The following is a 22,998-nucleotide window of genomic DNA, read 5'->3' on the forward strand; positions in this document are numbered from 1 at the left end:
AATTACCTCTCAATTGCAGACTTCCTTAAAATAGTCGTGAATTCATATAGTCTATAGTCTGAATACAATGAAACATGTTTTGAGATCTTTAACAGCTCAGTTAAAACAGCTTCTGGATTAAAATGATAGTTTTTATTTAGTGTGTAATCTACTCTATCTGTAAGAAAATTCAAGGAGACAATATCGTTAGAATTTTCGAATAATCTTTTACATACATCAATGGCGTATTGAAAATTATTTGCAATTTTATAGGTAAAAACACCTGATGCAACAGAAATATCAATATTTAAATTTGATAAATCTAGGTCTAGAATTTGACCGTGTATAAATTTATAATTTGGCTTGCTATGTTTTTGTTCTGCTAGTTTTAGTAACGATTCAGAGATGTCGATACCGATGTAGTTGAAGTTACTTCCTACCTTGTCTTCAAGATAATATATCAAGTCACCAAGCCCACATCCAAAATCTAGAATCGTTTTTCCTGATGGGTCTATATCACGAAATAACATTTCAAACCTTAAAAACTGGCTTTCCTTGTCACGCCAACCTACAGATTTAATATCATCGCCAAGTTCTAAGCATCTTTGATTATAAAAATCAGAAATAGCTTGAAAGTCATTTTGTGAGTTATTTACCACTCCATCATCCTTGTGAAATTTCTATAAAATAACTTCTCAAGATCATCAGAAGAAATTCCACTTTCTTTTAAGTAAGCATATGAAGCATTATATGTGTCTGTAATACTTCTGTCTGGATAATCGGATCCATAAAAAATTCTATCGAATCTCATACTTTTCATTGCATATATCATGTCTTTCGGAACTGAGCTGCCTTGATAATATAGTAATGAATAAGAGAAATCAAAGTACACATTTGGTAAACGTTTGGCCAGCATCATCATGTCGATAACATGATGTCCGCCCATGTGTGCCCATATAATTTTTGAATCAGGGCACTTTTTAGCACAACTAGCAAATTTGAAGGGTGAAAAACCATCCATTAATGCTGTTCCATCAGGAAAAGCATCGATAAGAGTTGGTAGATTTAACTCACCGGCATATTGAATAAGCGCAACGACATTTGGGTCATCTACAGAAAACTGCTGAATCCTAGGATGAAGCTTTAAACCACAAAAACCGAGGTTTTTAGCTCGTAGTAAATCAGTTTCAGCATCTATAGAATTAGGATCAATGTTGGCAAATGCTTCAATTCTTTCATACTTATTAATTTGGTCTGCTACTTCCTCGAGGGACCAGCCCTGAATAATTAGATGAAGTACTATCGCCTTTGAAATGGATGCCTCTTGTAATTCGCCATTAAGCCCTTTGAAGGCAGCTTCAAGCGTACGATATTTAACTTTGTCTAAATGTAGGTGACTGTCAATAATCTTCATTCTACTTCATATATAATCTGTTTCTCGGCAAGATCAGCTTTCTTTAATGCTTCATCTAAAGAGGATGCCCAGGTGATTATACACCCAATACGATCGCCGTCACAAGCAGCTTCTGGAAAATCTTGGCCAACGACAGCAAATGCTTGACCATAGGTGTTGTTAAAACCATTCACTTTGTCATAACCTTCAAGTTTTTTAATTCTACCTTTTTTACTTGGAGTAAACCTTAGAACTCCAAAGCTGTGTCTTTGCTGCACTTTGTTGTTGGCTTGACCGGTCAAAATATTGATTAACTCATTGGTTACATTTCTAGATGTAACTAGTGGAATAAATTTTTCAAATAGTAAGAAGCCTCCACCCCTGCCTGCAACTTCAATTATTCCAACAGTGCCATCCTCTTTTAAAATGACTTCAGCATGACCGATACCAAATGTGTAGCCAAGTGCTTTGAATGCATCAAAAACAGGGGTGCTTATATTACAAACTTCTTGATCACTAAGCTCTGGTGTAAATAGCTCAAATGCAACTGTGCCATTAGTGTGAGGTAGTTTCTTCTTCTTAGTTATTGTCAATAAATCAGTTCTCTCTGGAGTACAGAAAACTTCAACAGTATATTCAGTACCCTTCATATACTCTTCAATTATTATTTCTTTTGTGCGAGAGAAGTTGAGTGCAGAACTAATTAGTGTTGAATTTTCTTGTGAATCGGTACCGAGTAAAGCAACGCCCCTACTACCAGCACTATCTGTTGGTTTAACAATTAATTGAACATTTGCATTGGAGCAGAAATTTAATGCATCATCTTTACTTTTAAAAATTGAAAATTTCGGGATGGGTACATTTGATTTTGCCCAGATGTTTCTTTGTATTCCCTTATTTATGAGTGCTGATGTGAGAGGAATGTTTGGGCCCGGTAGTGAAAAGTGTTCTCTTATTTGTGCGGCCAACATCATACCGGCTTCTGAACAATAACTAATCGCACCAACATAATTTAACTTAAGGTCATCTAGTGTTTTGAGTATCAAACTAGTATCAGATATATTTAAATTTATACTTTTATCTGCGATTGTAAATCCTGGACAATCTTTTTGACCATCAATTGCAATTACCTTAAAACCCATCTGTTGAGCAGCCTTAATACCAGCAATTTGCCATGTTCCTGCTGTTGCTGCAATTAGCCAGCGTTCATTGTGCATTCAAAACCTCGACTATATATTTTGTTATATTTTCTAAACCTTTACCATCAACTAAGGGTTTGAAATTCTTCTTGAATTCGGCAGGATTAAAAGAATTTAAATTATCTAAATATGAGTATCCTACTCCAATTATTGAACCATTAGTACGCACGTGCGCTGAAATTCTTTCTTCAGCTTCTGTTTGGGGTATAATAACTACAGGTTTATGTAAATATAGTAATTCAAACAAAGTTCCACCTCCGTTTGTAATAGCAATATCACATTGGTGCATCAATGATGGCAAGTTTTTAGGATTTTGTACTATCTTAAGGTTACTGTTTTCAAATGATTCTAATTTAGCGAGTGGCCCATAAACTAAAGTAACATAAAAACCTTTTTCTAAGAGAATCTTCGCAATAGGCAACGAATCTTTTTTTAGGTCACTACCACCAAGAGAAATCAAGACTTGATTTTCAAAAATATTTTTGCCTTCTTTGGGTAGTTGTAAAATTTCGTCTCTAATAATTGCAAAATTGAAATTTTGAATTCGGTTATTATGAGAATGTTGATTGTGTTCGTAAATTGATAAAGTTAGATCGGTAGATGAATTATAATTTGTATCTAAACCAATAGTTCGAATATTTCTCGCTTTTAAGATATTCACTTCTTCAGACATATCATATGGATTATCAAAAATAACTAAATCGCACTGGATTGAGCCGAAATTAAGATTTACGTGATTTAAATCAATAAACTCAGAGTGAAAATTTTTATTCAAATAGTTATGTAGAGAAAGAGATCTTCTATAGTGACCAAAGCCAATCTTATCATTTGAACAAGTTAATATCAAAATCCTTTTCATTCTATGTCTATGTCTATGTCTTCAAGTTTTAATCTTTCACCAAATTCTAGATCACGTTTAACTGGTTTATTGAGTACAGAGTCAAAATATTTTGGTGCTAAGCCCAGCCCCGGTCTAACTGATTTAATATTGTTTGGAGTTAGTAGCTCACCCTTTTTTATATTTTTTGAAACATATAAAGATCTTTTCCCCCTTAAGTTATTCTTTGAAGATTTCGTGAGATCAAAATTAGCAACGCCAATTGCTGACTCAACTTTTCTTATCGAGGAAACCATTTGTTTGAACTCAACAAAATCAAGAGAAAAGAAGGAGTCAACTCCTGTGTTAGATTTATCAACTGTAAAATGTTTTTCAATAATTTTGGCTCCAAGAGCTACTGAAGCAATAGGTACTTCAATACCGAGTGTATGATCTGATAAACCAGCTATGCAATTATATCTTTTTCTTATTTCGGGTATTGTTGCAAGATTAATTTCATCAAGTGGCGCAGGATAAGCGGTTGTGCATTTTAAAAAAGCATATTGATAACAACCATTATCCTCAAGCGTTTTAATTGCAAGTTCAATATCTTCAACGGTCGCCAAACCTGTTGAAAGGATTATTGGTTTATTTGTAAGTGCGACTTTCTTGATTAACTGAAGATCATTTATTTCAGGAGATGCGATTTTGTATGCAGGAGTATTTAAGCTTTCAAGCAAGTCAACCGCTGTTTCATCAAATGGGCTAGAAAAGATATCTATTCCAACTTCATGCGCTACTTTGAATAATTTTTTATGCCATTCCCAAGGGGTGTGGGCTTCTTCATAAAGAGAATAAAGATTCTTGGAGCCTGCCCAAGGAGAATCTTTTGGCAACAAAAAATCTTCTTTGTTAGAATCTAAAGTGATGGTAGATGCTTTATAGGTTTGAAGTTTGACAGCGTCTGCACCAGCCTCCTTGGCTTTCTTTATGATTTCGATAGCATAATTAATATCACCATTATGATTACCAGACATTTCTGCAATTATATACGCTGGTGACAAATCAGAGATTTCAGTGCCATTAATTTTAAATATCATTTCTACTCACATTAAATAAGGAATATCGTATAAATATATCAAATATTTATAACAAATAAAGCAATAAGACTAAATTTGTGCGCTGCTAAGGCTTGTCCATGGAGCATTCCTGATAATATTTGATGGTATCTCATGGTGTACAGGGAGAAGGTGAAGTTGTTCTAATTTTGGAAGAGCCCAATCTAGACTAGAATTGAAGAATCTCTTCTCAATCTCTATGTTATATTGTTTAAAGTATTGAATAATATCTTGAGTTGCTCTAAAGGGAATTGCTGAAGGGAATGAAATATCATTCTGTTTAATAGGAATAATATCTTTAAGTGTTTCAATGTTATTTTTTCGTAATTCACTAAAGCTATGAAAACTATTGAGTTTTTCTGAAATATTATTAAGTGCGAATTCATGTAATCTTGATGGCACAGATTCAATACCATGCCAAAGTTGCAAGAAAGGATGTTTTCTATAATAGCTTAAAGATTTAGTGATATATTTTAAAAAAGAGTAGTCAAAGTTATAGTCTCGAATATTCTTAAGTTCATTAGCTATCTCGATGGATTGACATAAGCATAGACCACCGGAAAATGTACCTAAAACCTTGGGTAGTGATATTAACGAAATAGCTGAATGTTTAAATATATTTTCTGAATTGAAAATGAAAGAATCAGCACGATCATCTACAATAATTTCAGAAGGCAAATTGGCAAATACAAAACCTAGTTGATGATAATTAAATGAGAGATTCGCTTTATAATTTAAGGTTGGAGTAGATTTTCTTGAAATAGCTTCTAATACACAATGAGAAGAATATGGAGCGGTAAAGATTTGGTCGTTGCGACCCTTGTTGTATAGTTCTAGAATTGCTGGAATAGATGCTCTCGCACTCGAGAAAAGAACGGGAAATGTGTTCGGATAAATAGTTTGAAATTTTAATTCAATATCAAGACTAGTTTTCGAAGTAAACGCGAAAGTAGGTTTAGAGTTTAGCCAAAAATTTTTCACGAAGTTGCTCACTTGAGTTATATTCAAATTTATTACATATTAAAGCGCAAGTGACTCCAGAGAAACCTCTTTTAAAAAAATTAATAGCACTAACCTTCTTTTCAATTGATGTGTTGGAAATAGATGGAGGACACATCGCCATATCAACTAATGAAAGTCCTCTGTTATAAGCATATTCTACTCCTGACCATAGACCAAGATGCCCCACACCATCTGTATTTGATACAGAGGGATCGGTCGCACTTGATGCATAAAGAGCAATAAGGGAACTCTTAAAGAAAAAATAAGTTCCTAAAACCTCTTCATTTTTTGAGATAATTATTAAATAAGCATCGTCAGATCTGATCATTTCATACATAAGATCGAAAGTTTTTTGGGGACGGGTTTCTCTTCCAGCAGCTTTGTTATGTAAAAACTTATACTTTTGACACTCGTCGTAAGAATAGGTTTTGTAATCGATAATACTTACAGAAAAACTCTTTTTCGTTTTATTAATAAGTGGCTTGTAGCTTTTTCTTAGATTGAACCATAGATGTTCGAGCCCGCTTCTGAGATCAATAACATTAGCCTCTATGATATAGTTGGAAGAACTGGCAGCTTGGAAAAAAGGGAAAAAATATTTATCAATTAAGTATGAAGAAGGATCATGCGCAAAATATATATTTCTAATATCAAATTTTTCAATGATCTGTGAAATTTGCTCTGAAATGAATTGTGATGTTTTACTCAATTGTTTCGTGGATTGATGAGTAAAAAATGGCGCTTTAATATATTCATTCTGCCCAAATGATATTTGATTATATCCAGTGCGACTGTTTTTGAAAATGTAAAGTGGCACAATTGCAAGATACTCAGTATCTTTTTTTACTATAAAACTTGCATTATGAATCATTCCAGAAGATGAGAAATACTCTTCATAATAACTTAAAGCGGAAGCTGTATATATTGGCAGAGGCGTAACAAGGGATTTGTGCGCCCTTGACCATTCTTCTTTGAAGCTAATATCTGTTACTTTAATTGTTATCATTAGTTAAATTTTCTAAATACCGGTTTTACAATATCACCACTTATGTGCTTCTGAAGATCTCCATTTTCAAATCCGGACTTTATCTTGATTAAACATTCTCCAATAACGTCTATCGCAAAATTAATATCAGACTCAGTGTGTGCAAAAGAGGGAACAACATATGGAAACATTAAGCCTCTTTTCAAGGACTCTTGTAGAAAGTATGTTCTTGCTTCCCAAGAAAAATTTCCTTTGTTGTCGACAAATCCGAACGAAGGTTTACATCCATATCCACCTATTTGTATGTAATCAATAGTGTTATCAGATAAAGCTCTTTGCCTAATACCTTTTTGTAGGCTCTCCCCAACTTTCCAAAAGTGGTCAATTATATTGTGCTTCATGATTTCTGTTATTGTAGCTTTTGCTGCTGCAAGAGAATGAGTTTCACCACCATGAGTAGTTGATAATAAGAAAACACGTTCTTGATCGTGATCAATCCCTCCAAGCTTCATTATATCTCTTTGACCAACTAAAGCACTGACAGAAAAGCCATTTGCCATTGCTTTTCCAAGGGCTGTCAAGTGAGGCTTTATGCCTAAAAACTCTTGAGCCCCACCAAGTCTAAATCTAAAGCCTGAAACAACTTCATCAAAAATTAAAACTGAACCATTTTTTTCGCATAAATCTTTTAATTGTTGTAGAAAGTTATTGCTTGGTTCTATGAAAGAAAGAGGCTCTAGTAAGAAGCAGGATATTTGATTTGGATATTCATCAAACAATTTTTTTACACTGTCTATATTGTTATATTCAAATTGTAAGGTTAGATCTCTAACACATTTTGGAACTCCTCTGCTTATTATTGTTGAGCCAATGAACCAATCGTGAACGGCATTAAATGGATCGTTCTTGCATCTTGCGACATAGTCTCTTCCTGTGTAGGCCCGGGAAAGTTTTACTGCTGCAGTTGTTGCATCAGAGCCATTTTTGGCAAACTTTACCATCTCGGCTGATGGAATAATTTGAGTTAGTAATTCTGCGAGATCTCCCTCAATAACTGAGGGTCTAGTGAAGTTTACGCCTTTATAAATTTCGGCTTCAACAGCTTTTAAAATAGGTCCATATGCATGACCAAGTGTTACGGTTCCTAAAGACATAGCAAAATCTGTAAATTCATTACCTGCCATGTCATATAATTTGCATCCCTTTCCGTGTGAAACAATAAATGGTTGATCCGATGGGAATTGATCTGAGCCTTTCGAGTATGTATGTGATCCGCCAGGAATTAAACTTTTGGCTCTGTCTGAAAAAGGTTTGTTTGCTTCAAAATTATATATTTTTGTGTTCAAATGAACTCCAGTTTTTTTGTGATAATAAAGTAATATGATTTTAGCAGTGTGATAATTGGAAGTAAAAGAGAAATGATCTCGTAAGCAGTGTGCCAAGCGCAAGGTGCTCAATCTGGCCGAAAATTTTAGATTAAGCCATTTTTTTTCCACGTAAGTGGATCAATAACATCTTTTATGTTTGAACTAAATTGTGAAAAATCAAGTTTTTCGCAAGGGCTTATTTCGTTATTAATAATAAAATCTTGTAATTGATCTTGAGAACAAACACCAAATACTATGGAATCGATAAAGTCAAGGTTGTTGTTGAAGTTACAAACTGCTTGTATTCTATTAATTTTGTTATCTTTTAAAAAGCGACTATATCTTTCAAATAAATCAATATAAGGTTTGAAGTAAAGGTCTAGCTTATCGACAGGTTGAAGTAATAGACCTTGAAGATATATAGATCTTATATGTATTTCGATACCTTTTCTTTTAGCTTCTGTTAATAAATTTTTGGCAAGAAATCTTTGGTCGAAAATATTTAGTGGAATTTGCACTATGTCAAGCTTGGTATCGTTATCTAGAATGAATTCCAATTCTTCGGGATTATAAAGTGACACGCCAATCTTCTTTAAGAACCCCTCTGATTTGATAGCGTTTAAATTTTCAACAAGATTCCTATTATGCTTAAGATCATCAAATTTATGAATTAAATATGCATATAGACTTTGGGAGTTTAAATTTAGCAAAGACTTTTCAATGCTGTCTCTGAGGCCTTTTTCATTCGAGGTATTCACTCCCTTTGTTATAACATTGAAATCACTAATATGATTATAGCTACCAAGTATTTTTTCCGCTTCACCGTAAGCTGAAGCGGTATCGAGTGTATTAACACCATTGGCTCTGGCGTAATCTAAAATTTTGAATACTTCTTCGATGTTAACTTGACCGTCTTTGTTAGTAAGCCCATAGTTTAAACCAAATTGTACTGTTCCAAGGACTAAATTTTTCATCTAAGAGAGTACCTTTACAATCTGCGATATTATAAGATCTACTTCTTCATCGGTTATCGAAGGGAAAAGAGGTAATGTAATTGCTTGATTGTAGTAAATAAGGGAGTTGGAATAGTCCTTTAGAGGTATTTTAAATGTTTCGGCATAATATGGTTGTAATGGAATTGGAATATAGTGTACATGGGGAGATACACCTGCTGAAGATAATTCTTTAAAAACTTGAGCACGTGATTTTCCAAGTTTTTCATAATTAATCATTGCAACATAAAGATGATTCCCGCTTATATCTCTTGTTTTGTTTTGAACAAGTTTAAAATGTTTAAGAGATGAAAATGCTTTATCATAACGTTTGGCAACCTCAATTCTTCGCGATAGAAATCCTTCTAGCTTATTCATTTGAGAAATACCAAGTGAGCATTGAATATCTGTTATTCTGTAATTATACCCAATTTGTTGCATTTCATAGTACCAGCTATTTTGAGATCCATCAGTATAAGCTAGCTCATCATTTTTGAAAGGGTCATTCCCTTTAATTATTCCATGGCTTCTTAGTCTTAGTAATTGCTTATAAACTTCAGTACTGTTTGTAGTAATTATAGAGCCTTCACCAGTTGCAATATTCTTGACGGGATGAAAAGAAAAACCGCACATAAGTGAGTTTGAACACGATCCAATTTTTCCACCTTCTAAATAGTTACCACCGAGAGCATGAGCAGCATCTTCAATAATAACGGCACCATATTTATCGGCAACCTTTTTGAGTTCTTGCATATCGCAAGGGTGACCAGCAAAATGTACGGGGATAATTGCTTTAACATTACCAAGCTCTTTACATTTTCTTTCAACTTCGATTGGGTCGAGATTGAGTGTCTCAATATTTATATCTGCAAAAGCAGGTATCGCGCCAGAGTAAACAGCGCAGTTAGAGCTTGCAACAAATGACAGTGGAGAAGTGATCACGCTGTCTCCTGGTAATACACCAGCAGCAAGACAAGCAATATGAAGGCCACAGGTCCAATTAGAAACAGCGACTGCATATTTTGCTCCAACAAATTTTGCAATTACATCCTCAAACTCTTGAACCTTGGGTCCTTGTGTTAAAAAATTTCCATTCAAAGTTTTTATTACAGAGTTTATATCTGACTCATCTATGAATTGTTTTCCATAGTGGATTTGTTTTTCTTCCTTAATTGATACAGAAGATAAAAATTTAGTATGTACACCCACAAACTCAGCTTGTTTCATTAGTTCAAGTGATTCCTCAATTGTAAGAAACTTTGTGTTTAATAGAGATATAGCTTTTTCGTTAGAGAGAGACATATTGAGAGGTCTATTTACGAGATTTCCAATATCCTTAATTGAACCTTTGTTTATTAAGGAAACATTAAGGTCAAATGCCTTAGCAACCTTTAAACCAAATTCATATTTTGAAACTTTTTCTGGACCTACAATATTAAAAATACCTTCAGCATTTCTTTCAACTAATAAATTAATCTTTTTTATTAAATCTTCTACATAAATTGGAGTGTAGTAAACATCATCAAATAATGTGATAGTTTTTTTCTTTCTTAAGGAGTTTATTATAACATCGGAGAAAGATTTTCGGTATTTATGTCCCCATCCATAAAAATTAGTTCTTACAATAAGAGGATCGGATGCACTTCTCTTAACTTCAAACTCGGCATCAAGTTTTGTTTTTGCATAATTGTTAATAGGGATATCTATTTGATTCTCGTCTGAAAGCAAAGACGCTTGACTGCAGAAATGATCAGTAGAAATATGTACAAGTTTTGCATTGACTAGCTTAGAGGCCTTCGCAATATAACGAGAAGCTAAAACATTAGATTCGTAAGCTTGGAAGTAGTTCTTTTCACAATATTCGACATTAGTTAAGCCTGCTGTATGAATTATGATATCGGGGGAAAACTTTTCAATCTCACGATAAACTTTCATTTCGTCACTTAGATTTAGGTGTGTACAAGATACACCATCGAGCTCTACTAGTTTTGATTTACAAAATAAAGAAATATCCCAAATATCTTTCATGAAATAAGCTAAGTTTATCCCTAAAAGACCACTGCCACCTGTGATAAGAACTTTTTTCTTCATTTATAATTCCTGTAGTTTAACTAATTTTGCAAATTTTCCATCGAGATTATTAAGTTGGATGAAGTTTCCTTCCTCTAATATTTTACCATTTTCTAAATAGTATATCTTTTCACAAGCTCTAACGGTACTTAGTCTATGCGCAACAATTACTAGAGTTATACTATGCTTTAAATTTTCAAGTGTAACTTGAATTTTAGCTTCCGAATGAGAGTCAAGCGCACTCGTTGGTTCATCCAAAATCAAAATGTTCGGTTTTTTATAAAGAGCTCTAGCGATAGCAAGACGTTGTTTCTGACCACCAGATAAAGTTGACCCTTCTTCCTCTAGAATTGTATTTAAACCGTTAGGTAGGGATATAATTTCATCATATATATTTGCTAAGTGAAGACATTCTATAACTCGATCTTCGTTTGGAGTAGCTTCTCCAAGTGATACATTATCAATTATTGTTCCACTTAAAATAATTGTCTCTTGGGATACAAAACCAATATGTGATCTCCAACTACTTATTGATAAGTTGGACATGTCCAATGAATCGATAAGAATCTTGCCAGATGTCGGGTGATTTAACCCCGTAAGTAATTTTATAATAGTTGATTTTCCAGAACCGGAAGGTCCAACAAAAGCTACCGTTTCTCCCTTATTGATTTGAAGGCAAAGGTTTTTTAAGACCTCTGTGCTGTGATTGTAGGAAAAGGAGATGTTGTCGAAAATAATACTGGATTCAAATTTATGGAGATTAATTCCACTGTAATTCTCTTTTTGCCTTAAGGTTTCATCAATAAAATTCTTCAATAAAACAAAACTTGGAGTGCTTGATATAATTACCTGCTTATTTGTAGTAAACTGGCTTACTAGAGGTAGTAGGTTTCTCAGAGTATATAGAACAATTAATACTTCAGCAAAAGTCAGGTTAAAGTAGTTAATCGAGATAATAATAATTATAGACACAAGAATGACTGAAATAGGCTCATATATTATTGCGCTAAGCTCTCGAGTTAAAATCATCTTGGCGTGAGTGAGTTTGAAGTTGAGAAAACTATGTTTAAAGCGGGAAATATACAGGTGTTCGGCAGCAAAAGATTTGATCGTAACTAAACCATCAAATACCCTTATTAGATGATTATTAATATTATTTCCTAATATTACACGTTCATTTGAAATTAAGAATATTTTTTTGTTAAATATTAAAGATGGTAGTAATGTAAATATGCTTACTGATCCAATCATTAATACAAGAGAAATAGAAAACGAAAGTAAGATTGAAAAGTAAAATACAAATTTTAACAAAATTGCCATAAGCCCAAAGGCATAATATAAGCACTCGCCTATCTTTTGAGTTTCAACATTAATGTAGTTGCTAACTTCCCCAGAATTGTGTTTATTTAGCCATTGTCCACGTGAATATGTTAGAGCTTCAAAAAGCTGAAGACCTAAGTCTGTTTCATAAAGAACTCTTGTTTTTAAAACAAAATATTTAGTTAGGTAATTAAAAGCTGCTTTAAATGTAATTATTACTGCAAACAAAATGAAGTAATTGTTAATAGTCGTATCGATATTTAATCGAGAAAAAAGAGAGTTTATTCTTATTGTAAACGTTGAATACTGTGATGGAGGAGTTGAGTTTAAATACTCAATAATAGGAATTAAGGAAACAACACTTAGGGCATCGACTACAGCAAAAAGTGTTGAAGAAGTAGTTGATGCAATTGCCATTTTTGAGTGTTTTGTAAATACACTCTGGAGCAAATGAAATGTGTCCTTGTAGTTCACGTTATTCTCTACTAGCGTAAAAGTTCGCCTTCCTGCTCTTTGTCTAGGTTAAATTCAAGCAAATTATTTTCTTTTAATAAATTAATTGTGCCTTGAAGATCTAAGACATCATCGTCTGAACTAAATTCTTTTGATAATTCTTTCTCGGTGGATTTTATTATTCCATCATTTAATTCAGGTAGCATTGATTTGATTGCGTAATAATCGCCTTTTCTAACTGTGTGATTGATTTCTTCTTCAGAGATCATGATTTCATGCATTTTCTCGCCTGGTCTGATTCCAGTGATTTTAATTTCGATGCCAGTATTACCTACAATAGCTTTTGCAATATTTTCAACCGTTGCGGCAGGGGCTATTGGAACAAAAGTCTCACCCGCTTCGGCATTTTGAATAGCTGCAAAAACAGTATCAACAGCTTTGTTTAAATTAAGAAGGAAGCGAGTCATGTTTGGTACTGTGACTGTTATAGGCCCACCAGCTTTCATTTGCTCGTGAAAAAGTGGAATAACAGAGCCTCTTGAGGCAAGAACATTCCCATACCTTACACAAATAAATCTAGTTTCAGGAATCAAGATATTAGCAGAAGTAAATATTCTTTCTTGAACTGCCTTTGTCATGCCCATTACGTTAACAGGCTTAGCGGCTTTATCTGTACTAATGCCGACGACTGTTTCTACATTAAAGTTATTTTCTCTAATTGCTTGTACAATATTACTTGCACCAATACAGTTTGTTAAAATTGCCTGGTGAGGAAAGTACTCACAAGTGGGAACTTGCTTCATTGCGGCTGCATTTACAACAATATCAGCATCTTTGATAGCGGAGCAGACTGTTTGGTAGTCTCTTACGTCACCAATGCGAAACTCTAGAACTTTTTTAAAGTTTTCATAAACAGCTTCATCCATTCCGACAATTCTGTTTTGATAAGACATTCTCATGTCGTGTTGTTTTGCTTCGTCTCGAGATAAAATTATAACTTTTTTTGGGTTTCCAAGTTCTCCTGATAATACTCTTCGAACAAAAATTTTGCCCATTGAACCTGTACCACCTGTAACTAGAATTCTTTTACCTTCAAAAACCATAAATTTACCCTGTGTCTAAATGAAAACGACATAAGTATCACTTTTTGAGCGTGGATAGGCAATAAGATAAGTTATTTATTCCTTTTTTTGTTTATTTTGTTCTCGATTTATCGTGTTTCTAAATATAGACTGTTAGCAGCAAGTCATACGAGGAATTTTAAATGAATAGCAATGATATAGGTCAGTCAAATATAGGTGAACTAGATCCAACGATTAAAAACCAAGCAATAAATAAAAGTAGAGCTAAGGCTGGTGCGGTTGTATACGATATTGAGCCATCTCCATACTGGAACGCGCTTGATGAGGATTACGGCAAGGGTGGGTCTGCGGAGTTTCCTTTAAGGACTACTGTTGAGAAGCGTATTTTATCCAGCGAAAAAATTCTAAAATTAAGAAGCCCTGAAGTTAGAATCGAGCCAACAAATCTCTGTAATTACACATGTGTAATGTGTCCAAGAGATACGCATGATCGACTTAAGGGTTATATGCCGATGGAGTTTTATAAGAGCATAGTTGATGAGGTCATACTGATGGGTGCAACTCAAATCACTCTTGTAAATTTTGGTGAACCATTTATTGACCCAACATTGGAAGATAAAATTTATTATGCAAGTCAAAAGGGTTTAAGAACTTACATCATTACAAATGCATCCTTATTTCATATGCCTAGTCGTTCTGAATTTGCAAAACAATTTGATTATAAAATGACAAAGATTGAGGCTGCAATCAGAGCAGGACTAACAGAGTGTAGATTAAGTTTCTATGGCGCAAATAAAGCTAAATATGAAGAAATTATGGTTGGTGGAAAGTTTGAGCAGGTCGAGTCTAATATTGCACTACTTAGTAAGCTAAGATCTGAAATTGGGAAAGAGATTTATTCACCAACAAATAAAAATACAGTTAAAAATCCTGAAGTGTCGATGTATTTCCTAGAATTTGCAAAAGAGGGTGAATCATCAGAAATGAAAGAGTTTTTAGAGTACACTAAAAATTTTGCAGATTACGTAGAGGTATGGAGACCTCATAACTTTGGTGATGGTAGAAGCTATAGAGATAGAGAGTCTGAAAAAGCTAAAGTTAAAAAGTCTTGTGGTAGACCAAACTCTGGCCCAATTCAAATAAATTGGAAAGGTATAGTTGTGCCATGTTGTTATGACTACAATGAGGAAATTCCTCTTGGAAATGTTGCTCTACAAACTGTTGAAGAAGTAGTACGTGGTACGGCGTATGAAAAATTAAGAGAGTCACATAATTCTAAAAAATTTGATATGGTTCCATATTGTGATCAATGTGATCAACTTTGTGAAAGAAATGATGCACTCATCGTTTCGACTAATCCAAAACATCAAAATAGATCAAATGAAGACATTATGAAGTCACCAAATACATTGGCTGATTTTAAGATGGAATAATGAATCGAATTTTCGTTGATGAGCCTAACTCATATTCAAAGTTTGTAAGCAAAATTTTGTCACAGTTTTTTACGATTTCGCCCACTTCAAAAGTGGGCGTTTATTTTTCAAGTAGTAGTACAGAAAATTTGAAGGAAGTTAAGATTTTAGTTTTGGAGCACGGAAATTTTGTTTTTAAAGATTTAGAAAAAATTAACAAAATTGAATGGGATTTAGTGATCTCTCCGCGAAATATAGAGTTTAATGCCAAGAAACTTCTTCTCAAAAGTTTTTATGAGGAATTTATCTTAACTAAGTATGAAATTCCATGCCAGTCATATCTTGCAGAGGAGATCGTATATTGTTCGCAGCCGCTAAAAGAAGACAAGCGAAACATTGGCTATGAGCAGATACAACTTGAAAGATTTATTGAGGAAATTCTCAGAAAAAATAATATAAAAAGAAATCTCTTGGTGAGAGTCCATCCGCGAGAAGATAGGGCTAAATATTTTAAGTATGATAAACCTATTGAAGATTTACTACCAGTTTATAGTACATGGATAGGCCATAGTTCAATGATTCTTTATGGTGCTAAGGCATGTGGTCATAATGCAATAATTATCGAGAATGAATTTCAGCTCGATGAGAATTTAGAGAAATTCATAATATCAAGATTGAAGACTAGGGTTAATCAAATGATATCTAGAAAACGATGTCTTGAAGAAATTATACAACAAATCAAGAAATTTAACGTTGAAGATCGTGAATATTAACGAGGCCAATAACCTTCCCGTTACCTTCTGTGACAATAAGTAGAGAGATTTTCATCTGTGTGAATAATCTTTCCATATCAAAAAATGAAGCGTCCTTATCAATAGTTACTGGAGATTTAGACATTATTTCATGTGCAACTATAGTTGTAATCTTTTCGTTGTATTTAGCAAATGATCTTCTAAGGTCTCCATCGGTTATAATCCCTACAAGTTTATCATTATCAGTGACAAGTGCTGTTCCAAATCTACTTTGTGACATTGTTGAAACAAGTTGGGGAAAGCTTGAATCTGTAGAAACAAAAGGTAGCATTTCTGTAGACATGATATGGTGAGCACGTGTTAATAGTTTACGCCCTAGTTGGCCACCAGGATGAAAACGCGCAAAATTTTCGGGCTTAAACTGTCTAGCCTCCATAAGTGCAATAGCTATTGAGTCACCAATAACAAGTGTCGCCGTAGTTGTTGTTGTTGGGGCAAGCTTTAAAGGACAGGCTTCATCTTTGATTGAAATATTTATGCTGTTGGTAGAATGTAATGCCAACGTAGAGTTGGGATTGTTTGTAATTGCTGTAATAATATTTTTATTATCCTTAAAAAAAGGAAGGAGTTTTATTACTTCGTCAGTTTCCCCAGAGTTGCTGATCGCAATTATATGATCATTTGAATCTATAAGTCCAAGATCCCCATGATATGCTTCGCCAGGATGAAGAAAATATGATGGAGTACCTGTGCTTGATAAGGTTGCTGCAATTTTTCTTCCAATGATTCCAGACTTGCCCATTCCTGTTATAATGACTCTACCAGTGCTAGATAATATTTGTTCTATGACATTCGAGAAATTTTTATCGAGGGCATCCATTGTACTTTTAAGCCCCGCAATTTCAGATGTGATGACTCGTTTGGCAATTTCAATATGATTAAACATATAGATCCTAAAAAAAATTGATTTTAAAAATACTAAATAATTTAATAAAAAATAGCAATAATGATTGATTTAATTCGTACTTGTTAACTGGTTGTTGACTTTCAAATATTATGTGAACAGATTTTTGTCTGAAAGACAGAACCTAGCGCCCAAATGGCCATGATCATAAAAAGATTTTCACCATCTCCAAAAGTGTACTGAACCATACCAGAAATAATAAAACTTACCACAAAAGGAAAGGTAATTGCGCTGAAAATGAAAGTCTCATAAAGCCAAAGGCCAAGAAAAAATAATAGTATCAACGCGCCGATATAACCAGTACTTCCAAGGTGCTCAAGAATATTATTATGAGCATGACCTTCAATATTTGGGTACGCAATACCATGTCTCTTTTTAATTTCAATCATACTCGGTTCAAGATTTCTGTAACCATAACCAAAGAATGGTTTCTCATTTGCAGCGGCAAAGGCCGTCTGATAAAAGGCAACTCTTTGATCATTAGATCCTTGGCGATCAAAAAACATCTTGCGCACACTTGGAATAGCGAGACTCCCTGCAAGCGTAATAATTGCTAGTAACCCAACTGTTAAAAATGTTTTCTTATTGGATTTAAAAAAGAAAAAAGGCAATGCCCCAAGATAGCCAAGCCACGCACCTCTTGCCAGTGAAAGATAAAGTCCCGCGAAATTAATTATCCAAGCAATATAGAGGATATTTACGTTAATATAATTTTTAAATTTTTCACGGTAAAGAATGGCTCCAGTTAATAAGATCATAAAAAGACTAATCCCATAACCGTAAGTCATGTACATTCCATACAGGCCACAAGCGCGAGTTTCATGGCAAGCAGCTTTCATCTTTATTGGGTTAAACCCAGTGTAGACAGCAATAAGTCCAGACAACGTAGCGATCGATGTTGCAATCACGAAAGTGTTAAGTAGGACTTTCTTGCTCTTATCTTGCATAAAATCTTTAAAAGTATAGAAGTATGCAGGAATAGCAAGAAGACTTAGAACAAAGTACTTAATTTTAAAAATATTTTTTAAAGGTCTAGCAATTGAATCAGTATTTAGGAGCACCGAAATAATGATAGCGATACACATTGCAAGCAAGGCCCAAAAAGATTTAGGTAATTTAAATGGGCGTTCTTTATAGAATTTTATCGAAAAATAAATCCCTGGAATAAAAATGAGTACGTGACTTGCTGCTGTAACAGAAACAGATGTGAATATACCAGCGGCCAAAATAAATAGAGACGCAAGCGTCAGTCGATATGATAGTTTTTCCATGAGGTTAGTATAATTTCACAGACAACTTATTGTAAATTGGAAACTCCTCTGCTCTCCTACATTTACCCACCATGGCTCAAGACAAACAAACGGAGCACCAGGAGGAGACCATACTCCAAGTAGTTCACTTTCATATTCAATTTCAATTGTATTACTGAGCTGTGCACTATGACCTACGAAGTCATTGATAAATACAAGGGCATCATCAACAAATGTCTGGTCATTTATTGTGAGAAACTGTGAATTACTCTCAAAAATATTTGTATAATCAATCCTACCATCCCTTAACTTGTAATACTTTGAATTAGGAAGAAGAACTTGAGTAGGTAGCGCTTCAATATTAAAGGCCGGATGTGCACCAATCATAAAAGGCAATTCAGTTAGAACATTGTAAGTTGTCACAATCTTTGGGCCTTGAAGTTCATATGTGATTTGTAGCTCTTCATGTAGTTGATAGGTAAGTTTCGTATTACTCTCTAAAATAAGATCAAATTCACTATCTCTCGCATAGCCATGCTTTGTCTCGCAACTACTAGGTTCATAGCCTATTCTTGGGAAAAGTACAGGAGCACTTCTTCCCCACCACTTGTCATCGGCTTGCCACAGATATTCATATCCCGTTTGTAAATTTTCAATACTTCGAAGTTCAGCTCCAATACTGGAAACTTGAACTTTTAAAAACTCATTTTGTAAAAAATTGAACTGCATAAAAAAATCATCGCACAATATTGATGACTTAGAAACTAAGAAAGTGAAAGGAGTTTGCAAAGAGACCTCATGAAATTCGCCATTCTTCTTTGACCCCAATGAAGGGGACCTTAACAAAGGAGAAATCATGGACGAATTCATGAGGTTCTTAAAGTTTCTAGTTCTAATTCTTCAGCTTTTGCTGTTGATCTTAGAACTTAGAAAACTTTAGGGTAATAGAGGTGCTGTTCACCCATCACCTCTTCCTTATGTAACTTTATCAGTTTTAAAAATTTGATGCAATTAATTTAAAAAAGTATCCAGGAGACATTTATGACAATGTTCGTTCGATAATATCTAGTATTCTTGATTTAAAAGTTTCTTTTGAAAACTCTTCTGCGCGTGCAAAGAGTTTGCTTTTATCAAAGTTCTTCCATTCGAAATTTTCTATTGCCTTAATTAGGGCATCAGGAGTCTGTTCAGTGAAAAATTCTGCAACTTCATCATTCAAAGTTTCTAAAACTCCACCAAATTTATAAGCAATAACAGGAGTGCCACTAGCGAGTGACTCAAGAGGAGTAATTCCAAAGTCTTCAACACCTGGAAAAATAAGTGCTTTAGCTTTCCTAAACTGATCAATAACTTCATCACGTGTGAGATTGCCAAAGAAAGTGATTGTCGGGCCGGCCATCTCTTTAAGCATTTTTTCTTGTTGACCACCACCAATGATATGAAGCTTCTTGCCAAGTTTATTAAAACATTCAATCGCGAGATCGACACGTTTGTTTGGAGCGAATGCTGTTACCATGACATAGTAATCTTCTTTTGGAGTCTCAACACTTTGTAGAGGCCTAAAATCTTTGAGGTCTACAAAAGGATGAATAACTGAGGCATTGATATTGTAGTACTGCTTTATCCTTTGTGCGACAAAGAAGCTATTACCAATCATCACATCAACGTTCTTATTACTATCGATATCCCATCGTGTAAGATAGTTCTTGAAAACTTTAATACCCTGACGTTGATAGAAAGGAGCATCTTTTCCAAAGTAAACATCAAACTGATCATAAAGGTAGCGCATCGGCGAATGCACATAACTAATATGTTTCGCCCTAAAAGGTTTCTTAACACCTTTAATTACACAGTGAGAAGAACTCAAAATAAGATCAGCATCTTCAAGAATTTTAATAGACTCAGCCGCCATTGGAAAAAGCGGCAGAAACTTTCTGTAGTGTTTTCCTATGCCTGGTATTGAATTTAGAAATGAACTCGTAATTTTCTTGCTTTCAATAATAGCGCTTGTACTACCCTTGTCATGTATAAGGGTATAAATTGGAGCATCAGGAAACATCTCACAAAATGCTTCGAGAACGCGCTCTCCACCTCTAAAGCCTGTTAGCCAGTCGTGTAATAAAACTACTTTTGTCATAGATAGAACTATAACATTCAATATTTGATTTAGTAAGAAAAATGAGTCTGTAATTTCAGCCTCTTGTCGATCATTTAATTGCGAGGCACTTGCATAGAAACCCCATGAATCCCTGTGACGGTCTTTAGTGCCAATGATGGCACCCTTTGAACAAAAGGAGATTTTCATGGAGGAATTCATGAGGTTCTTAAAGCTTCTGGTTGTAATACTTCAGCTATTGCTGTTGCTATTAGAACTTAGAAAACTTTAGGGTAATAGAGGTGATGTAACCGCATCACCTCTTCCTTATGTAACTTTATCAGTTTTGAAAAATTGATGCAATAAATTTGGAAAAGGCTCCAGGATACCTAGCGATAGTCATGATTAAGAAATATTAGCTCAAAAAGGTTTGTCAGATAAAAGCAAATTTTGTAGAAGCATGAAAAAATGAGGTGAAAATGAAAACAAATTTTAAGAATGGAATTATTGTAATTCTACTAACACTCACATGCCATGCAGGGACATATTGTACAGAAGAAAACTTAGAAATAGCAAAGTCAATGCAAGATGATATTTGGGTTGATTATGAATCACACATTAATAACTTTAATAGACTATGTAATTTTAAGAACCCGAATCATATAGAAATTTGTAAAGTTATAAAAAGAACTAAAGGTGAGTACATAAGTCTAATGGAAGATCTTCCGTTTATAATAGAAGAGTTAGTTTTCGTTGGTGAGCAGTTTGGTAAGATTTTAAGCACGTGTGATCCAGGTTCTGAAATTGGCGACGTGGCCCTTAGTCGACTCGGTGGAACAAATAATGCTCTTAGTGGATTAGACGAGACAGACTCTATTTATAATCAAAATAAGAAAGTCTGTGAGTCAAATATTGAGTATTGGATGAAGAGATGTTGGTAATGAAGTATTGTTTGGCATTTCTTTTTACTTTCGCCTTGTATGGAGCGGAATATTCTACATATACCAGGTGTAGTGATCCAAGAACTGGTGAGCAAGTAAGAGTTGTAAACGATAGTAGACTTGATAATATTGGATACGCCCAAATGGGGCCTCGTGGTTACGCAGTTATAGTGTGGAATCCTACATTTGCAAACGCTCTTCATCCATTATTAGCAAGCTTCTTCGCTCATCATGAATGCGCGCATATTCAGCTATTTCATTCTCTTAGAGTTAATAAGCCTTACTGGACTCAATCGAAAGAACAAGAGGCTGATTGTGATGCTGTGGGAGCGATGATAGATAAAGGAATTTTGTCTGGTTATGATGATTACCAGTTTGAGATACTTAAAAGAGAATTATCAAAGTTGCAGCCACATTCTACTCATACTCATTATGCTGGATACATTCGTGCATACAATCTAACAAATTACTGCCCTTTTAATTAAAGGGCACATGTATCAAATGTCCTCAGTGAGAGGTTGTTGTATTTTCCTAGATCTTTGTGACCAACTATTGATTCAAATTTACCATTTCGAACAAATATATTCGGTGTATTTGTAATAAGATTTGCTTTGATCTTAATTGAAGTATTCTGAGAAATGTTCTTAAATGTTGGAGTTTGATTAAGTATATTCTCTTGAACATTTGTTGGAACAATTACCGTTTCCACGGCTTCTCCATTGAATGGGTTATAATGGTTTTCGATCGCTTCAAACAGAAAAAGATCTTTGCTCGTTTCAACTTCTCCTGCTGTAGCAATTTCACCAAAGGCATTAAGTGTTATTGGAAGCATTAATTTATTATTGATCCAAAAATTTGGTTTCTTAGAAAAGCAATCGACTCTATCAGAGATAGAAATAGCATCCTCTGTGATATCTATGTCTGGCATTAATAACGTGACCTCTTCATAGTCTGATGGTTTCATCATCATTGAGTTAAGGATCTGTGCCTTTTTTAGCGAAATATCCTTGAGATTCTTGTTTATTTTATTAATTGATAAAAGCTCTGTGCTCTTGATTGAGTCAGACTTATTGCAAACTCCATAGCCAGTGAGGCATGATTGGTTTACTCCAATTGAGAGACGTCCTTCCTGAGCGCTAATAAGACCAAGAAATTTGCTGTTAGAGTTTATGATTCCGCTTTTTCCACAATCCTTTAAATTCAATTCTTCAAAAGACTCAGAGGCAGCTTTAAGGCGAAAGATAGATTTGAATGTGAGTTCGCAAAGTATGTTTTCTTGGATGTATTCAGTGCCAGAGTTTGTGATAGTGGCATTATTGACAAAAGTAAGGTTTTTATGAAGCTCCATACTGTCTACAGCAGTTCCAAGCTCTGAATCAAAAGTGACTAGTTTTAGATTTTGACCATTCTCAGAAGTATAAAAGTCAGAAACATCGGTACAGAGTCCATGATTATTCTTTATATCGTAACCACTGGTTATTTTACACGAAGAGATACATTCTGATGGAACAACAGCTGAATTCTTTTGTAGGACGACACCCTCACAAAAGTGGTTACCTGATTTAATAAGTAAAACAGACTCAAGACAGTCATTACCATCGCATTTATAGTTAATTTGTTTTGTTGCAGTTGGTGCAATATTGGAAATTGACTTATTCTGACGAGACTCTTCGTTGTTGCAAGAAGAGAAAATAAGTATTGAAAATAGAATTAGGGAGTATTTTTTCATAAGACTAATATATCAATCTGAGTAAAAAAAAGTACTAAACAAGGTAAATATGTAAGGCTGTACAAGCTTTTGACAACA

21 protein-coding genes are annotated in these 22,998 nt (G+C 34.3%); 4 read left to right on the plus strand and 17 right to left on the minus strand.

What is annotated here, in order from left to right; all coding sequences use genetic code 11:
* Positions 1–2 precede the first annotated feature (2 nt).
* The 12 genes from M900_RS15505 to M900_RS15560 all read right to left on the minus strand — a co-directional run bounded on the left by M900_RS15505 (position 3) and on the right by M900_RS15560 (position 13,798).
* Positions 3–638: a bifunctional 2-polyprenyl-6-hydroxyphenol methylase/3-demethylubiquinol 3-O-methyltransferase UbiG gene (locus tag M900_RS15505; protein ID WP_021275722.1), complete on the minus strand. Its 636-nt coding sequence runs from the start codon at positions 636–638 to the stop codon at positions 3–5.
* Positions 632–1,393 carry an amidohydrolase family protein gene (locus M900_RS15510; protein ID WP_021275807.1) on the minus strand — a complete coding sequence of 254 codons (762 nt, stop codon included), beginning with the start codon at positions 1,391–1,393 and terminating at the stop codon, positions 632–634. The genes M900_RS15505 and M900_RS15510 overlap by 7 nt, the downstream gene beginning before the upstream one ends.
* Positions 1,390–2,589 carry an ATP-grasp domain-containing protein gene (locus tag M900_RS15515; protein ID WP_021275694.1) on the minus strand — a complete coding sequence of 400 codons (1,200 nt, stop codon included), beginning with the start codon at positions 2,587–2,589 and terminating at the stop codon, positions 1,390–1,392. The genes M900_RS15510 and M900_RS15515 overlap by 4 nt, the downstream gene beginning before the upstream one ends.
* Complete coding sequence (locus M900_RS15520; protein ID WP_021275878.1) at positions 2,579–3,430, minus strand: glycosyltransferase; 852 nt, start codon at positions 3,428–3,430, stop codon at positions 2,579–2,581. The genes M900_RS15515 and M900_RS15520 overlap by 11 nt, the downstream gene beginning before the upstream one ends.
* On the minus strand, positions 3,427–4,488 hold the full coding sequence (gene pseI, locus M900_RS15525) for a pseudaminic acid synthase (RefSeq protein WP_021275817.1): 1,062 nt from the start codon (positions 4,486–4,488) through the stop codon (positions 3,427–3,429). Before pseI ends, M900_RS15520 begins: the two co-directional genes overlap by 4 nt.
* A gap of 69 nt (positions 4,489–4,557) precedes the next feature.
* Positions 4,558–5,487: a putative PLP-dependent aminotransferase gene (locus tag M900_RS15530; protein ID WP_021275777.1), complete on the minus strand. Its 930-nt coding sequence runs from the start codon at positions 5,485–5,487 to the stop codon at positions 4,558–4,560.
* Positions 5,462–6,514 (minus strand): hypothetical protein, encoded by a 1,053-nt coding sequence (locus tag M900_RS15535; protein WP_021275689.1) that lies wholly within the window; start codon positions 6,512–6,514, stop codon positions 5,462–5,464. The genes M900_RS15530 and M900_RS15535 overlap by 26 nt, the downstream gene beginning before the upstream one ends.
* A complete protein-coding gene (locus tag M900_RS15540; protein ID WP_021275997.1) occupies positions 6,514–7,839 on the minus strand; it encodes a glutamate-1-semialdehyde 2,1-aminomutase in 1,326 nt (441 codons plus the stop codon). Before M900_RS15540 ends, M900_RS15535 begins: the two co-directional genes overlap by 1 nt.
* A gap of 125 nt (positions 7,840–7,964) precedes the next feature.
* On the minus strand, positions 7,965–8,834 hold the full coding sequence (locus tag M900_RS15545; protein WP_021275893.1) for an aldo/keto reductase: 870 nt from the start codon (positions 8,832–8,834) through the stop codon (positions 7,965–7,967).
* Positions 8,835–10,943 carry a UDP-4-amino-4,6-dideoxy-N-acetyl-beta-L-altrosamine transaminase gene (pseC, locus tag M900_RS17845; RefSeq protein ID WP_021275850.1) on the minus strand — a complete coding sequence of 703 codons (2,109 nt, stop codon included), beginning with the start codon at positions 10,941–10,943 and terminating at the stop codon, positions 8,835–8,837.
* A complete protein-coding gene (locus M900_RS15555; protein WP_198296037.1) occupies positions 10,944–12,659 on the minus strand; it encodes an ABC transporter ATP-binding protein in 1,716 nt (571 codons plus the stop codon).
* Positions 12,660–12,727: 68 nt separating this feature from the next.
* Positions 12,728–13,798: a polysaccharide biosynthesis protein gene (locus M900_RS15560; RefSeq protein ID WP_021275838.1), complete on the minus strand. Its 1,071-nt coding sequence runs from the start codon at positions 13,796–13,798 to the stop codon at positions 12,728–12,730.
* Positions 13,799–13,959: 161 nt separating this feature from the next.
* On the opposite strand from M900_RS15560, the gene M900_RS15565 reads away from it, so the two are divergent.
* Both M900_RS15565 and M900_RS15570 read left to right on the plus strand, forming a co-directional pair.
* Positions 13,960–15,210 (plus strand): radical SAM/SPASM domain-containing protein, encoded by a 1,251-nt coding sequence (locus tag M900_RS15565; RefSeq protein ID WP_021275841.1) that lies wholly within the window; start codon positions 13,960–13,962, stop codon positions 15,208–15,210.
* Positions 15,210–15,962: a hypothetical protein gene (locus tag M900_RS15570; protein ID WP_021275727.1), complete on the plus strand. Its 753-nt coding sequence runs from the start codon at positions 15,210–15,212 to the stop codon at positions 15,960–15,962. The genes M900_RS15565 and M900_RS15570 overlap by 1 nt, the downstream gene beginning before the upstream one ends.
* Here M900_RS15570 and M900_RS15575 read toward each other — a convergent pair.
* From M900_RS15575 to M900_RS15590, 4 genes are all read right to left on the minus strand, one after another.
* Positions 15,937–16,887: an SIS domain-containing protein gene (locus M900_RS15575; protein ID WP_021275963.1), complete on the minus strand. Its 951-nt coding sequence runs from the start codon at positions 16,885–16,887 to the stop codon at positions 15,937–15,939. The two genes, M900_RS15570 and M900_RS15575, sit on opposite strands and share 26 nt — an antisense overlap.
* 101 nt (positions 16,888–16,988) lie before the next feature.
* Positions 16,989–18,176, minus strand: coding sequence for an O-antigen ligase (locus tag M900_RS15580; RefSeq protein ID WP_021275848.1), 1,188 nt, complete (start codon positions 18,174–18,176; stop codon positions 16,989–16,991).
* A 15-nt stretch (positions 18,177–18,191) separates the two neighbouring features.
* Complete coding sequence (locus M900_RS15585; protein WP_157680701.1) at positions 18,192–18,884, minus strand: hypothetical protein; 693 nt, start codon at positions 18,882–18,884, stop codon at positions 18,192–18,194.
* 310 nt (positions 18,885–19,194) lie between these two features.
* On the minus strand, positions 19,195–20,460 hold the full coding sequence (locus M900_RS15590; RefSeq protein ID WP_021275718.1) for a glycosyltransferase: 1,266 nt from the start codon (positions 20,458–20,460) through the stop codon (positions 19,195–19,197).
* A 269-nt stretch (positions 20,461–20,729) separates the two neighbouring features.
* On the opposite strand from M900_RS15590, the gene M900_RS15595 reads away from it, so the two are divergent.
* Complete coding sequence (locus M900_RS15595) at positions 20,730–21,191, plus strand: hypothetical protein (protein WP_021275785.1); 462 nt, start codon at positions 20,730–20,732, stop codon at positions 21,189–21,191.
* On the plus strand, positions 21,191–21,676 hold the full coding sequence (locus M900_RS15600; protein WP_034733073.1) for a hypothetical protein: 486 nt from the start codon (positions 21,191–21,193) through the stop codon (positions 21,674–21,676). Before M900_RS15595 ends, M900_RS15600 begins: the two co-directional genes overlap by 1 nt.
* Here the strand turns inward: M900_RS15600 and M900_RS15605 are convergent.
* Positions 21,673–22,920, minus strand: a complete 1,248-nt coding sequence (locus tag M900_RS15605; protein ID WP_021275877.1) for a hypothetical protein — start codon at positions 22,918–22,920, stop codon at positions 21,673–21,675. The genes M900_RS15600 and M900_RS15605 overlap by 4 nt on opposite strands.
* Positions 22,921–22,998 lie beyond the last annotated feature (78 nt).

The organism is Bacteriovorax sp. Seq25_V (assembly GCF_000447795.1).
Lineage (GTDB): Bacteria > Bdellovibrionota > Bacteriovoracia > Bacteriovoracales > Bacteriovoracaceae > Halobacteriovorax_A.

Bases quoted from the DNA above. Each gene is read 5' to 3' on its own strand.
- M900_RS15535 (WP_021275689.1), bottom strand. From the start codon at position 6,514: ATGATAACAATTAAAGTAACAGATATTAGCTTCAAAGAAGAATGGTCA.
- pseI (WP_021275817.1), bottom strand. From the start codon at position 4,488: ATGATATTTAAAATTAATGGCACTGAAATCTCTGATTTGTCACCAGCG.
- M900_RS15600 (WP_034733073.1), top strand. From the start codon at position 21,191: ATGAAGTATTGTTTGGCATTTCTTTTTACTTTCGCCTTGTATGGAGCG.
- M900_RS15520 (WP_021275878.1), bottom strand. From the start codon at position 3,430: ATGAAAAGGATTTTGATATTAACTTGTTCAAATGATAAGATTGGCTTT.
- M900_RS15595 (WP_021275785.1), top strand. From the start codon at position 20,730: ATGAAAACAAATTTTAAGAATGGAATTATTGTAATTCTACTAACACTC.
- M900_RS15510 (WP_021275807.1), bottom strand. From the start codon at position 1,393: ATGAAGATTATTGACAGTCACCTACATTTAGACAAAGTTAAATATCGT.
- M900_RS15545 (WP_021275893.1), bottom strand. From the start codon at position 8,834: ATGAAAAATTTAGTCCTTGGAACAGTACAATTTGGTTTAAACTATGGG.
- M900_RS15515 (WP_021275694.1), bottom strand. From the start codon at position 2,589: ATGCACAATGAACGCTGGCTAATTGCAGCAACAGCAGGAACATGGCAA.
- M900_RS15590 (WP_021275718.1), bottom strand. From the start codon at position 20,460: ATGAAAATCTCCTTTTGTTCAAAGGGTGCCATCATTGGCACTAAAGAC.
- M900_RS15585 (WP_157680701.1), bottom strand. From the start codon at position 18,884: ATGCAGTTCAATTTTTTACAAAATGAGTTTTTAAAAGTTCAAGTTTCC.
- pseC (WP_021275850.1), bottom strand. From the start codon at position 10,943: ATGAAGAAAAAAGTTCTTATCACAGGTGGCAGTGGTCTTTTAGGGATA.
- M900_RS15605 (WP_021275877.1), bottom strand. From the start codon at position 22,920: ATGAAAAAATACTCCCTAATTCTATTTTCAATACTTATTTTCTCTTCT.
- M900_RS15575 (WP_021275963.1), bottom strand. From the start codon at position 16,887: ATGTTTAATCATATTGAAATTGCCAAACGAGTCATCACATCTGAAATT.
- M900_RS15560 (WP_021275838.1), bottom strand. From the start codon at position 13,798: ATGGTTTTTGAAGGTAAAAGAATTCTAGTTACAGGTGGTACAGGTTCA.
- M900_RS15580 (WP_021275848.1), bottom strand. From the start codon at position 18,176: ATGGAAAAACTATCATATCGACTGACGCTTGCGTCTCTATTTATTTTG.
- M900_RS15565 (WP_021275841.1), top strand. From the start codon at position 13,960: ATGAATAGCAATGATATAGGTCAGTCAAATATAGGTGAACTAGATCCA.
- M900_RS15570 (WP_021275727.1), top strand. From the start codon at position 15,210: ATGAATCGAATTTTCGTTGATGAGCCTAACTCATATTCAAAGTTTGTA.
- M900_RS15555 (WP_198296037.1), bottom strand. From the start codon at position 12,659: ATGGCAATTGCATCAACTACTTCTTCAACACTTTTTGCTGTAGTCGAT.